Annotated in this window: 14 protein-coding genes; 9 read left to right on the top strand and 5 right to left on the bottom strand. The window is 55.7% G+C overall.

Features of this window, described 5'->3' with window-relative positions:
* Nucleotides 1–905: hypothetical protein (locus CU100_RS07875; protein ID WP_106715896.1), on the bottom strand; the 905-nt coding region annotated here is incomplete at its 3' end.
* An 11-nt stretch (nt 906–916) separates the two neighbouring features.
* Nucleotides 917–1,420, bottom strand: coding sequence for a hypothetical protein (locus CU100_RS07870; RefSeq protein ID WP_245418940.1), 504 nt, complete (start codon nt 1,418–1,420; stop codon nt 917–919).
* On the opposite strand from CU100_RS07870, the gene CU100_RS07865 reads away from it, so the two are divergent.
* The 5 genes from CU100_RS07865 (at nt 1,412) to CU100_RS07845 (ending at nt 7,904) form a co-directional block, all read left to right on the top strand.
* Nucleotides 1,412–2,212, top strand: a complete 801-nt coding sequence (locus CU100_RS07865) for a TetR/AcrR family transcriptional regulator (protein ID WP_342588297.1) — start codon at nt 1,412–1,414, stop codon at nt 2,210–2,212. The two genes, CU100_RS07870 and CU100_RS07865, sit on opposite strands and share 9 nt — an antisense overlap.
* Complete coding sequence (locus tag CU100_RS07860) at nt 2,178–3,341, top strand: isovaleryl-CoA dehydrogenase (RefSeq protein ID WP_106715894.1); 1,164 nt, start codon at nt 2,178–2,180, stop codon at nt 3,339–3,341. Before CU100_RS07865 ends, CU100_RS07860 begins: the two co-directional genes overlap by 35 nt.
* Before the next feature lie 158 nt (nt 3,342–3,499).
* Nucleotides 3,500–5,107: a carboxyl transferase domain-containing protein gene (locus CU100_RS07855; protein ID WP_106715893.1), complete on the top strand. Its 1,608-nt coding sequence runs from the start codon at nt 3,500–3,502 to the stop codon at nt 5,105–5,107.
* Nucleotides 5,108–5,269: 162 nt separating this feature from the next.
* Nucleotides 5,270–7,276 carry an acetyl/propionyl/methylcrotonyl-CoA carboxylase subunit alpha gene (locus tag CU100_RS07850; RefSeq protein WP_106715892.1) on the top strand — a complete coding sequence of 669 codons (2,007 nt, stop codon included), beginning with the start codon at nt 5,270–5,272 and terminating at the stop codon, nt 7,274–7,276.
* Nucleotides 7,277–7,376: 100 nt separating this feature from the next.
* Nucleotides 7,377–7,904 (top strand): Dps family protein, encoded by a 528-nt coding sequence (locus CU100_RS07845; protein ID WP_106715891.1) that lies wholly within the window; start codon nt 7,377–7,379, stop codon nt 7,902–7,904.
* Nucleotides 7,905–7,943: 39 nt separating this feature from the next.
* Here the strand turns inward: CU100_RS07845 and CU100_RS07840 are convergent, their stop codons facing one another.
* Nucleotides 7,944–8,174, bottom strand: coding sequence for a hypothetical protein (locus CU100_RS07840; RefSeq protein ID WP_146141816.1), 231 nt, complete (start codon nt 8,172–8,174; stop codon nt 7,944–7,946).
* 245 nt (nt 8,175–8,419) lie between these two features.
* A complete protein-coding gene (locus CU100_RS07835) occupies nt 8,420–8,686 on the bottom strand; it encodes an SEL1-like repeat protein (RefSeq protein ID WP_106715889.1) in 267 nt (88 codons plus the stop codon).
* 455 nt (nt 8,687–9,141) lie between these two features.
* On the opposite strand from CU100_RS07835, the gene CU100_RS07830 reads away from it, so the two are divergent.
* Both CU100_RS07830 and CU100_RS07820 read left to right on the top strand, forming a co-directional pair.
* Nucleotides 9,142–9,489, top strand: a complete 348-nt coding sequence (locus CU100_RS07830; protein ID WP_106715888.1) for a DUF2147 domain-containing protein — start codon at nt 9,142–9,144, stop codon at nt 9,487–9,489.
* Between the two features lie 263 nt (nt 9,490–9,752).
* Nucleotides 9,753–10,154 carry a GFA family protein gene (locus CU100_RS07820; protein WP_106715886.1) on the top strand — a complete coding sequence of 134 codons (402 nt, stop codon included), beginning with the start codon at nt 9,753–9,755 and terminating at the stop codon, nt 10,152–10,154.
* Nucleotides 10,155–10,571: 417 nt separating this feature from the next.
* Here the strand turns inward: CU100_RS07820 and CU100_RS07815 are convergent, their stop codons facing one another.
* Nucleotides 10,572–11,273, bottom strand: a complete 702-nt coding sequence (locus tag CU100_RS07815) for a glutathione S-transferase N-terminal domain-containing protein (RefSeq protein WP_106715885.1) — start codon at nt 11,271–11,273, stop codon at nt 10,572–10,574.
* Nucleotides 11,274–11,452: 179 nt separating this feature from the next.
* Between CU100_RS07815 and CU100_RS26780 the strand changes: the two genes are divergently transcribed.
* Together CU100_RS26780 and CU100_RS07810 are read left to right on the top strand one after the other, a co-directional pair.
* Nucleotides 11,453–11,617 (top strand): hypothetical protein, encoded by a 165-nt coding sequence (locus tag CU100_RS26780; protein WP_170113757.1) that lies wholly within the window; start codon nt 11,453–11,455, stop codon nt 11,615–11,617.
* A 182-nt stretch (nt 11,618–11,799) separates the two neighbouring features.
* Nucleotides 11,800–13,266, top strand: coding sequence for an AMP nucleosidase (locus tag CU100_RS07810; protein ID WP_245418965.1), 1,467 nt, complete (start codon nt 11,800–11,802; stop codon nt 13,264–13,266).
* Nucleotides 13,267–13,318 lie beyond the last annotated feature (52 nt).

The raw sequence follows: 13,318 nt of genomic DNA, 5'->3' as shown, positions 1-13,318 counted from the left end.
ACGATAACATCATCCTTCAAGGTCGAAACGTCGCCCTGGACAGTGGAAACGTCTCCCTTGAGGGTCGAGACGTCTCCTCTCACCACGATAACATCATCCTTCAAGGTCGAAACGTCGCCCTGGACAGTGGAAACGTCTCCCTTGAGGGTCGAGACGTCTCCTCTCACAACGATAACATCATCCTTCAAGGTCGAAACGTCGCCCTGGACAGTGGAAACGTCTCCCTTGAGGGTCGAGACGTCTCCTCTCACAACGATAACATCATCCTTCAAGGTCGAAACGTCGCCCTGGACAGTGGAAACGTCTCCCTTGAGGGTCGAGACGTCTCCTCTCACAACGATAACATCATCCTTCAAGGTCGAAACGTCGCCCTGGACAGTGGAAACGTCTCCCTTGAGGGTCGAGACGTCTCCTCTCACAACGATAACATCATCCTTCAAGGTCGAAACGTCGCCCTGGACAGTGGAAACGTCTCCCTTGAGGGTCGAGACGTCTCCTCTCACCACGATAACATCATCCTTCAAGGTCGAAACGTCGCCCTGGACAGTGGAAACGTCTCCCTTGAGGGTCGAGACGTCTCCTCTCACCACGATAACATCATCCTTCAAGGTCGAAACGTCGCCCCGGACGGTGGAAACATCTCCCTTGAGGATCGAGACGTCTCCTCTCACAACGGAAACATCGACTTTCAAAGTCGAGACGTCGCTCTGTACGGTCGACACGTCTCCCTTCAAGCCTGAGATTCCGCTGAGGATGGCCTCCAGCTTGCCGTCCATCTTCTCAAAAGTTCTCTCCAAGAATGCGACGCGCTGTTCCATAGGATCAAAGGTGCCACTTCCGCCACCGGACTTCAAGGTTTCTCTGGCTCGCCGCGCTTCGTTCAGGTCGAGTCTGGACTTTGTCATTTTCGCAGGTTTCAGCCATTGCCCTTGAGCCTGGCATTGCAAAGCTTGTAATAGCCGCCGCCTTTTTCAATCCAGCGCATGCCGCCAAGCGTTTTTGCTGCCTTGTTGACATGGTATTGCGCCACGCAGGTATGCATGCGTGCCCGAGAAGGCTTTTCGTTAGCGAATTTAGCGGCGATCGATGTCGGGAAAGTCGTTTGCGAGGAACCGGTCTTGACCTCGGGCTCAGCTTGTCTGACCTCCGTTTGCGGTTTCGCATCGACAGCCTTGGCTTTTTTAGCGTCTTCGGGACTAGAGAAAGCGGATGCATCTCCTGCGGCAGCCGGGTCCGTACATTTCGTTTTGCGGAACTCGCTCCATGAAATCCCTTCTGCTTCGCCGGCACCTTGTGCCGCTTTATATTTGATGCTGCATTCTTTCATGCTCAAGGCGCTCGCAGGCGAGACAATGAAGAAGGAGAATAGGGCAAATGCGAGCATGGGAAGTGTCTGGTGGGAGAATGATTTGTGGGTCATGAAATCAGTCCTGAAACAATGATAAAATTGCCTGTAATAGCTGACCCTACATGCATCCCTTCGCCGCCTCTATCCATACCTTCGTCTAGCAACAGCACCCTTGAATTAATTGAACGTTCGTTTTATTATCTGGCCATGGCACGCACGACCGGATCAGATGGAGAAAGAACACGCAGCGCAATCGACACGGCGGCCAAGCGTCTGATTGCCCGCGTCGGCTATGAGGCGATGTCGATGCGACAGCTCGCTGATGAGGTGGGCGTGCAGTCCGCTGCTTTCTATCGCTATTACCCCAACAAACAGGAACTGCTGTTTTCGGTCATGCGCAACCACATGGATTGTGTACTGAGCGCCTGGGACGCCGAGAACGGGAAAGGCCAGACAGCGCTCAAGAGGCTTTCCACCTTTATTCGCTTCCACATTCGCTTTCATGTGGAGCGCCGCGACGACGTGCACATAGCTAATATGGAGTTACGCAGCCTCAATCCAGAAAACCGGGCAATTATCGTCGAACTGCGCGCGCGATACGAGAACAGTCTTCGCGATATACTCGACGATGGCGTGGATGCCCGCGAGTTTGCGATCGATGATATCGCGCTCACAACGCGGGCCATTATCGCGATGATCACAGGCGTGACAGCGTGGTTCAAACCTGGCGATCGCCTCAGCGTGGATCAAGTCGCCGAAAAATATGTGTCGATGGGACTGCGCCTTGTTGGTGCCAAGAACATCGCGACAACTAAAGCGGGAGGACAAAATGTATCAGTCGGGCCTAAAATTCGGACTCTCTGAGGAGATCGAGGCACTGCGCGAAACGGTGCATCGCTTTGCACAGTCAAACATTGCGCCTCTGGCAGCAGAGACGGACAGGAACAATCAATTCCCCGTGCATCTCTGGCAAGAAATGGGAGCGCTCGGCCTGCTCGGCATGACCGCCGACCCCGAATATGGCGGCTCCGGCCTCGGCTATTTGGCTCACGCTATCGCCATGGAAGAAATATCGCGCGCGTCGGCGTCGATCGGCCTGTCCTACGGCGCGCACTCCAACCTGTGCGTCAACCAGATCAACCGCTGGGGTACCGACGAGCAAAAGACCAGATATCTGCCAAGGCTCTGCTCCGGCGAACATATCGGTGCACTGGCCATGTCGGAACCGGGCGCCGGTTCGGACGTGGTGTCAATGAAGCTGCGGGCCGACAAGAAAAACGACCGCTATGTGCTTAACGGCAACAAGATGTGGATCACCAATGGACCCGATGCCAGCACGCTCGTCGTCTATGCGAAGACGGACCCAGCAGCCGGATCGCGCGGCATGACGGCATTTCTCATCGAAAAGGACTTCAAGGGTTTCACTACCGCGCAGAAACTCGACAAGCTTGGCATGCGCGGCTCGAATACCTGTGAGCTCGTGTTCGAAGACTGCGAAGTACCGTTCGAAAACGTACTTGGCGAAGAGGGCCAGGGCGTCAAGATCCTCATGTCCGGTCTCGATTATGAGCGCGTGGTCCTGGCGGGCGGGCCACTTGGCATCATGGCCGCATGTCTTGACGTGGTCGTGCCATATGTGCATGAGCGCAAGCAATTCGGACAGGCGATAGGCGAGTTCCAGCTGATGCAGGGCAAGCTTGCCGACATGTATACGACGATGAACGCCTCGCGTGCCTATGTCTATGCGGTCGCAGCGTCATGCGACCGGGGTGAGACCACGCGCAAGGACGCCGCCGGCTGTATCCTCTACGCGGCTGAAAAGGCCACATGGTGTGCGCTCGAGGCAATTCAGGCGCTGGGCGGCAATGGCTATATCAATGACTATCCAACAGGACGGCTCCTGCGCGACGCCAAGCTTTATGAAATCGGAGCGGGAACAAGTGAAATCAGGCGGATGCTCATCGGGCGCGAGATGTTTGCTGAGAGTTTGTGACGTAAAAGGGGATGAATGGCAAAGCCGCGATTTATTGCCATTTAATGAGCCTGTCTTGCTCTTGCCATTCGTGGGAATGGTTATGTTCTTACCGCGGACCAGGCTTGGGTAGGCCTGGAGCTCGGTTGCAATATCAAGTTGATCCGGCAGGAGACCGCATGACCCTGATTCAATCTCAGATCGATACTGCATCGGAAGTTTTTGCCGCCAATGCGCAGAGGATGCGCGGGCTGGTTGAAGATATCCGCGCCAAGGCGGAACTGGTCGTGAAAGGCGGCAGCGACGAGGCGCGTGCGCGGCACACTTCACGCGGCAAACTCCTGCCCCGAGAGAGGCTCGCGCAATTACTGGACCCGGGCTCGCCCTTTCTGGAGATCGGGCAATTCGCGGCATGGGGCATGTATGACGACAATATTTCGTCTGCCGGCATGATCGCGGGGATAGGCCGCGTATCGGGCAAGGAAGTGATGATTGTCATCAACGATGCCACGGTCAAGGGCGGCACCTATTTTCCACTTACCGTCAAGAAGCATTTGCGCGCGCAGGAAATTGCGAGCCAGAACAATCTGCCATGCATCTATCTCGTGGATAGCGGCGGGGCAAACCTTCCAAACCAGGACGAAGTGTTCCCGGACCGGGACCATTTTGGCCGAATATTCTACAATCAGGCCAATATGTCGGCGGCGGGTATCCCGCAGATTGCCGTCGTCATGGGGTCCTGCACGGCAGGCGGCGCCTATGTGCCGGCCATGTCCGAAGAGACAATCATGGTCAAAGGTCAGGCGACCATCTTTCTTGCCGGACCGCAACTGGTGAAGGCAGCCACGGGCGAAGAGGTTTCGGCCGAGGACTTGGGCGGCGCCGAGGTGCACACGCGGCAGTCCGGTGTTGCAGATCACTATGCGGCTGATGACGCCCATGCACTCGCCATTGCCCGCCGTATCGTTGCAAACCTGAATCGAAAGAAAGAGATAAGCCTTGATCTTCGCAAAGTGATTCCGCCGCTTTACGATCCACATGAACTCTACGGTGTGGTTCCTGCCGATATACGCCAGCCCTATGATGCGCGCGAGTTGATCGCGCGTATTGTCGATGGGTCGCAGTTCGATGAGTTCAAGCAGAACTACGGTACTACCCTGGTGACCGGCTTTGCCCATCTGTATGGAATACCGGTCGGCATCATTGCCAACAATGGCGTCCTGTTTTCCGAAAGTGCACTGAAGGGCACGCATTTCATCGAACTTTGCACGCAGCGCGGCATCCCTTTGATCTTCCTGCAGAACATCACCGGCTTCATGGTCGGACGTTCCTATGAGGCCGGGGGCATCGCAAAGGATGGTGCGAAACTCGTCACCGCCGTTGCGACTGCCCGCGTGCCAAAGGTAACGATGATCGTCGGTGGCTCCTATGGCGCAGGCAATTACGGGATGTGCGGCCGTGCTTTTTCACCCCGTTTCATGTGGATGTGGCCAAATGCGCGCATTTCCGTAATGGGCGGCGAACAAGCGGCCACTGTTCTGGCTCTCGTCAAACGTGAAGGCATCGAGCGCAAGGGCGGCGAATGGCCCGCGGCGGAAGAGGCCGCTTTTCGCGCGCCGATCCTGGAGAAATACGAGCGCGAGGGTCACCCTCTCTATTCGTCGGCGCGGCTCTGGGATGACGGCATCATCGATCCGGCGAGAAGCCGCGAAGTATTGGCGCTATCGCTCTCCGCCGCACTTAACGCTCCGGTGGAGGATACACGCTTTGGCATGTTCCGGATGTAGGAGACCGTATGCAAATACATAAGATGAACGTCTGATGCGATTTTGTTCGCTTGCGCTGCCCAGGGACCAGTAGGTCCGCTGCGTCCGGTTCTCGAAAACCTCACCAGCTGGCTCATCAGGCCGAATTTTCGAACGATCTCCAAGGAGTGAGTGATGACTAGAATGTTTTCAAGAATCCTGATTGCCAATCGCGGGGAAATCGCCTGCCGGGTTATTCGCACGGCGCAGCGCATGGGTATAGGCACCGTCGCCGTGTATTCCGATGCGGATGCGCATGCGTTGCATGTTGCCATGGCCGACGAGGCCGTCAATATCGGGCCGGCGCCGGTTACCGACAGTTACCTGCGTGCCGATCATATCATAGCGTCGGCGCTCAAGACCGGCGCTGAGGCTATCCATCCCGGATATGGCTTTCTTTCCGAAAATCCAGGTTTCGTCGATGCGGTTGTCAAGGCAGGGCTGGTCTTCATCGGCCCGTCGGCAGATTCGATCCGGGCCATGGGCCTCAAGGACGCAGCGAAGCGCCTGATGGAAAAGGCCGGCGTGCCCGTGGTTCCCGGCTATCACGGCGAAGCGCAGGAACTGGTGGTGCTTGCTTCGAAGGCGCGCGAGATCGGCTATCCGGTTCTCATCAAGGCACGCGCAGGCGGTGGCGGCAAAGGCATGCGCAAAGTGGACAATCCTGACGATTTCGCCGAGGCGCTGGGCAGCGCGCGGCGTGAGGCCAAGAGCGCCTTCGGCGATGACCGCGTGTTGGTGGAAAAATATATCTCCAAGCCCCGCCACATCGAGGTGCAGGTCTTTGGCGACAATCATGGCAATGTGGTGCATCTCTACGAGCGCGATTGTTCGCTGCAACGTCGGCATCAGAAGGTGATCGAGGAGGCCCCTGCCCCCGGGATTACCGAGGAAATGCGGGCGGCGATGACCAGTGCGGCAGTCAAGGCAGCGCAGGCGATAAACTATTCAGGCGCGGGAACGATAGAATTTATCGTCGATGCCACGGAAGGGCTTCAACCTGACCGCTTCTGGTTCATGGAAATGAATACGCGCTTGCAGGTGGAGCATCCGGTGACCGAGATGATTACCGGGCTCGACCTTGTAGAGTGGCAATTGCGTGTTGCGGCAGGCGAGAGGCTGCCGTTAGCCCAGGAGCACATCCCGCTGAACGGACATGCCATGGAGGTGCGGCTTTATGCGGAAGATCCAGCCAAAGGTTTTCTGCCGGCCATCGGCACGCTGCATCACCTGTCGTTTCCTACCGCCGTGCAGGAGGGCGACGTTCGCATCGAAACCGGTGTCCGGGCCGGCGATACGATCTCACCCTATTACGATCCAATGATCGCGAAAATTGTTGTGCATGGCGCCGATCGTTCGTTTGCGCTTGCTGCGATGGGAAGTGCGCTCAACCAGACCGAAATAGCCGGGACAACGACGAATGCGCCATTCCTCTCGGCGTTGATCGATCATCAAAGTTTTGCGACCGGCGACGTCGATACGGGTCTGATCGACCGCCAGCTAGCGCAATTGACTGTTCCCGCGACCATCCAGGCCGGCATGAAGGAACTTGCCATCCTCTCCGCCAGCGGATTGCTCAAGCGACCGGTCCACGGCGATCCGTGGACTGCCCTGCGCGGCTACGCCCATCATGGCGGGCTCGCTTATCCCGTGACCCTCGAAGAGGGCGGCCAAACCACCCGGTACGATGTCACTGTTCGAGAAGACGAGCGCTATGCGATTTTCGGGCCAGACTTTTCCGTCGAGGTCCGTGTACGGCACGATAGGCCCAACTGGCACATCACCGGTCGAAACATAAATTTGCGGGCGAAGATCGTGACTATACCCCATGGCATCGCAGTGCTGGCGGGTCGCACAGCAGCAGCCTTCAAAATTGCAGATCCCTTCCTGATGGCTGAGCAGGCGGGAAGCGCGGGCGACCGGCTTACTGCACCCATGCCGGGTCTGGTAAAATCGGTGCGGGCGGCAGCGGGCGATCTGGTCAGGAAAGGCCAGATATTGCTGGTGCTCGAGGCCATGAAAATGGAGCATTCCATCACCGCACCGCATGATGGGAAGATTGCCGAGATCGTCGCGGAAAACGCACAGGTGAAGGAGCAATCATCGCTGGTGCGGTTTGAGGAAGCACCTCTCAATACAACCACGAATTGAGAAGCAATGGTAACAAGCGCGTGCTAGTAATCGTTGCGGCGCTTGATCGATCGGGCGTCCACGTCGAAAACTTTTCCCTCCACTGTCAGAGAGATCGACCATGCCAACAAAATCCCTACAGACAATCAGGCGCGCGCCAACTGCCACTCCCACAGACCTTGGTGCCGATGCGACGCGTGACATTGCGCCTGCACTGAACGCGCTGCTCGCCGATACCTTTGCTTTGTATTTGAAGACGAAGAACTTTCACTGGCATATGAGCGGGCCGCACTTTCGCGATTTCCATCTGATGCTCGATGAACAGGCAGCGCAGATTTTTGCCATGACAGACGTTCTGGCTGAACGCGTGCGCAAAATTGGCGGCACGACGCTGAAGTCGATAGGACAGATTGCCGGGCAGCAGCGCATTGCGGATAACGATGCCAATTTCGTCACCCCGGAAGATATGCTGGCAGAGCTTCGCGACGATACGAAAAGCTTCATCGGCTATCTGCGCCAGGTCCACGAACTTTGCAGCGAGTACCGCGACAGCGCGACAACCAGCATCGTCGAGAACTACATCGACGAAGCCGAGCAAAGACACTGGTTTCTGTTTGAAGCAACGCGCGTGGGACCGGCGGCCGTCTGATACATTTGCGATTCAGCTCCAGCTGCAATGCAGCTGGAGTCAGTCATTGGCCTTGGCCGGCCGCATTTTCCTGCTTTGTCCATCGGAGATGAGCGCTTCGACCGCGGAAATGTTGAGGGCCAGTGCGGCAATCTTTTGGAGCGTATTGTTATCCGGAAACGTCCTGGATTTGGCGGACATGAGGATCAGCCTTTTCTGCGCATCCGCCAGTCTCGACAATAATTCCTCGAGATCGCCAAGCATATCTCCCTGGTCTTCATCAAGATTCATGCGTTCGCCCCAGACCATTACCCAATCGCATCGCCGCTCGCGCAGGATTCACGATGTTCTGCAAGTGCACGGATGCCATGAATACATCCCGTTCACTTGAGACCATCTCCCTATGCCTGCAAGCGAGCCTCTCGCCGCGCAGCGCCCGCATATTACCCGCTGCCTAAGCATACCTCCGGTTGCACGTCGGACGATATCGCGTTCTGATTGAGTTCACAATATCGGATTGTGGACGAGGCAAACTGTTAGTGGGATGTCATCCATTCGCGTGCCGCCCGCAAAGCCGAGGCGATGTCGGGCTTGGACATTGATTGGGCAACTTCCGCCCGCAGCTCCGCTGCCCGATCGCTGCCCTTGATAGCGGCGATGTTGAACCATTTGTGAGCTGCAACAAGATCGATGGGGCAGTCGCGACCGGTCGCATACATGATTCCCATTTCAAAGAGGATGTCTGTCTTCGCCGAACCACCGGCATGTCCACTATCTGAAATTTGAAGATCAAACCGCGCCATTTTACCCAACCCTTTGTTGAACCCGCATTGTTACTTGACAAAAGCCCTGTTAGACTTCCGAGAACCGTTCTGTTTGTTTATGAACGTGCTCTTCTGATGCTTTCGAGAATGCAGCAGAGGCTTGAAATTGCTGTTAAGGGGCATGATTAACTGAGACCAAACAAAATAAAAACAAGTCGTAAACTTTGGATTCCGTTAAATATAAGACTTCAGCAAGTACGGGGTTTTCCCAAAAATTCGGCTAAAATTCAAAGCCCGAAATTCAAGCATTCAGTAACCAACTTTCAGTTTCGTGAGCGAGTGACCACTGGAAACTTCTCACCTGATGGGCGTTCGGGAAGCCATTCTATGCGATGCGGCCAGCCAAACCTTTTAATGCAAGCCACTTGTTTTACGTTTACGTTTGCGTAAACTACGCAGGCATTAGCGACGTTTTGAGTATTTGGGAGGTAAGTATGAAGCACAAATTATTGCTGGCCTGCACAGGCCTTGTTCTTATGATGGGCCCTGCCGTGGCCGATGAGCCGATCGTTGGCTCGTGGAAGCGGCCCAACGGTACAATCATCCAGTATTCGTCCTGCGGGGCTGATGCCTATTGCGGCACAGTTTTGACTGGGGAATACAAGGGCAAGTCGATCGGCTCGATGTCGGGCAAGGACGGGACCTACAAGGGCACGGTCAACAAGCTCGATGAAGGCAAGACCTATAATGGCAAAGCAGTCGCCAGTGGCAGCAAACTGTCGCTCTCGGGTTGCGTTATGGGCGGATTGATCTGCAAGAGCGAGAGTCTGACGCGTCAGTAGCTTTCGCGTATGGGCTCGCCAGGTATGGATCGACAGGTGCCGGCGGACAGGCACCTGTCTCCAGTCTCCAGTCTCCAGTCTCCAGTCTCCAGTCTCCAGTCTCCAGTCTCCAAACAGCATCCCCTTGCCGCTTGGGCTGGCGCAACAAAAAGATCGTACGCGCTTGACTTGACCCGGCAGTCATTGTTATTTCACCATATGGTTATTTATCCTGTTAGTTGATTGTGGACCAGCTCGCGCCTGGTCGCAGCGGGAGGACACCGGTGAAAAAGACGTATCACGGAAGTTGCCATTGCGGCGCCGTCCGCTTCGAGGCAGATATCGATCTCGACAAGGGTACGAGCAAATGCAACTGCAGTTTTTGTTCGAAAACCCGCTTCTGGAAGGCGTTCGTCGAAGAAAATGACGTCCGGATGACCGACGGACAAGAAAATTTGACCGAATACCAGTTTGGCAGTTTGACGATCGTCCACTCGTTCTGCCGGACGTGCGGCATCAAACCTTTCGGACGTGGAGAAACGCCGGACCTCGGTGTTTTCTACGCAGTAAACCTCGCCTGCCTTGAGGATTTGGCGGTTGAGGACCTGCTGAGTGCGCCGCTTGAGTATCAGGATGGCAAACACGATTCGTGGGGCGAAACACCCTCAGAATTCAGGCATTTGTGAAAAAAGAAGCAATACCAGTTGGGCGTTTTGAAATATTCATGGCAGCTTATTCAGGCGTTTTAGACTAAGGTATAATTGCCTACTTCCATGCTTTGGCGTATCTATCAGCTTTCAGCGTGTAGTTGTTTCGAAATGCCAAATATTGCTACTCTTTATCCTGCATTGTTGAGCTAAGTAACTGTCACTTGCATGCTCCTCCCTCATGCAAAGCTGATCGAAAGACCGGGAGGCAAGAATAGATTGCAGGCCCCTTCTGCTTTATTCTCTGGTATATATCGCCCGCTTGGGCTCAGTAATGCAGGACCAAGGTGCCCGAACAGATCCTTCGCTGGTTACGGGCAAACAGGCAGTCATGGGTGTCCCTCCATGACTGCCTTTTTGTTTTTGTCTGATGTGATGGTGTGGGGATTTCGCGGTCTAGCGCGCCGTCTGACCGAACAGGATCTTCTTGGCTTCCTCATCGTCGGCAATGTTGCGACGTTCGGCCTTGCCGACTTCTACCCCGCGCTGAACGGCAGGCCGGGAACCGATCGCTTCGAACCAGCGCTTGAGATTGGGAAAGTCATTCAAGTCCTGACCTTGGTTGGCGTGTGAAATCGTCCAGCCGTAGGAAGCCATGTCGGCAATGGAGTAATCTCCTGCGAGATAGTCCCTGCTCTCGAGACGTCGGTTCATCACGCCATAAAGACGGTTTACCTCATTCGTGTAACGGTTGATGCCATACTCGATCTTCTCTGGCGCATATTGGCGGAAGTGGTGAGCCTGACCTGCCATTGGACCCAGACCGCCGACCTGCCAGAACAGCCATTCTTCAACCTGAACGCGCACACGTTCATCCTGCGGGTAGAACCTGCCGAACTTGCGGCCGAGATATTGCATGATCGCTCCCGATTCGAAGACCGAGATTGGTGTTCCGCCCGGACCTTCAGGATCGACTATGGCTGGCATGCGGTTGTTGGGGGCGATCTTGAGAAACGATGGCTCGAACTGGTCGCCCTTGCCGATATTGACGAGCTTCAAATCATACGGAACGCCCAGTTCCTCAAGCATGATGGAGATTTTCCAGCCATTGGGCGTCGGCCAGTAATGGAGTTCTATCGGCTTTGTCTGTGTTGTCATGTCAGTCTCCGGGAGAAATGAAAAGCTCATGGCAGAACATATGGTTCTGTCCGCCGATCACAAGTGCGGGAAATCAATTCTGGTTGAACGCGCGATGAATGAATGCATCAGCTTTCATTCAGCCCGGCTGCGGCAATATCGCGAAATAGCCCATTCACAAGGATCCGGGAACCGACCAGATGATACAGTCTACGGCAAATCTATCGCTGCTTTTTCTGCGGGCGCTGATATTCTCTGCCATCCTGGTTGGCCCGGTGGTGGCTTTTGCCGCAAGCTATGAAGGGCGCAATCCATCAAACGGCGGTATCGGACTTGTTCTCCTCGTCAGCCTGCAAAGAGTTTGACGTTTCCCTGCACTTCAACGGTCACGCGCTGGTCGTTCCACCCCGCCACTTCACGGCAAGGTCGAAAACCTCTCTGCTCCTTGTATCCGAATGAAAAGCCCCATACCATTCCGGGCTAAAATTGGTGTACGACCTAGAGCATGGACAAACGAATCGGAACCAGGAAGCCCGCCGCCATCAGCATGCCGGACCATGTCCAGGCGCGGGAATTTACAGACGCCAAGGCAGCCGTTCAGGCATTGGGCGCCCTATATGAACGCAACACCAAGTTTTTGCGCGACGCATTCGACATGGTGGCACGGGGCGAAGCCAGAGATGCGCTGCATTTTCGTGCCTTCTACCCGGAAGTGCGCCTTTCCACGTCGAGCTATGCCCAGATCGATTCACGCCTGGCATTCGGACATGTATCGGCTCCCGGCCAATATGCGGCAACGATCACACGTCCCGATCTTTTCGAGAGTTACCTCGAAGAGCAGATACGACTGCTGATCCGCAACCATGGCGGACCGGTAACGGTGCAGGAATCGACAACTCCGATTCCAATCCATTTTGCTTTTCTCGAGGGCACGCATGTGGATTCGTCGATCGCCGACGCCTTCACCCGTCCGTTGCGAGACTTGTTCGACGTGCCGGATCTTGCGGCGACCGACGACCGTATCGTCAATGGAGAATATGAGAACGACGATCTCGACAGTATCATGCCGCTTTCGCCCTTTACGGCGCAGCGCGTGGATTATTCCCTGCACCGGCTCTCGCACTATACGGCAACGCGGCCCGTGCATTTCCAGAACTATGTGCTCTTCACCAATTATCAGTTTTACATCGACGAGTTCTGCGCCTTGGCTCGTGGCCTGATGGCGAAAGGTGGCAGCAGCTATGAACGCTTCATCGAACCCGGCAATCTGATTACCGAAGCGGGCGATGACACCCCGACATCTGGCGTGCCCATTGGACGGCTGCCGCAAATGCCCGCCTATCATCTCGTGCGCAGCAATGGATCCGGTATCACCATGGTGAATATCGGCGTCGGCCCGTCCAACGCCAAGACGATCACAGATCACATCGCCGTCCTTCGCCCGCATGCCTGGCTGATGCTTGGACACTGTGCAGGCCTGCGCAACACGCAGGCTCTCGGCGATTACGTGCTGGCACATGCATATGTGCGTGAAGACCACGTGCTGGATGACGATCTGCCGGTCTGGGTGCCCATTCCAGCGCTTGCCGAAGTTCAGGTGGCGCTCGAGCAGGCAGTCGCCGAAATCACCGGGCTCGAAGGATATGATCTGAAGCGCATCATGCGCACGGGCACGGTTGCCACGATCGACAATCGCAATTGGGAGCTTCGTGATCAACGCGGCCCGGTCAAGCGGCTATCACAGTCACGGGCGATTGCGCTGGACATGGAATCCGCCACCATCGCGGCGAACGGGTTTCGCTTCCGCGTGCCCTACGGGACGCTATTATGCGTTTCCGACAAGCCGCTGCACGGCGAATTGAAGCTGCCTGGAATGGCGACCGAATTCTACAAACGGCAGGTGGCGCAGCATTTGCAGATCGGAATTCGTGCGCTGGAAAAGCTGGCCGAGATGCCCCCGGAGAAACTGCACTCAAGAAAGTTGCGCAGTTTCTACGAGATGGCCTTTCAGTAGCTGGTTGGTGGTGCCGTCTGAACCACCAACCATGAAAATCGTGAGACCATTC

Source organism: Phyllobacterium endophyticum (assembly GCF_003010935.1).
GTDB classification, from domain to species: domain Bacteria; phylum Pseudomonadota; class Alphaproteobacteria; order Rhizobiales; family Rhizobiaceae; genus Phyllobacterium; species Phyllobacterium endophyticum.
Note: the sequence above shows the minus strand (reverse complement) of the source record. Positions and strands in the feature narration are given on the sequence as shown.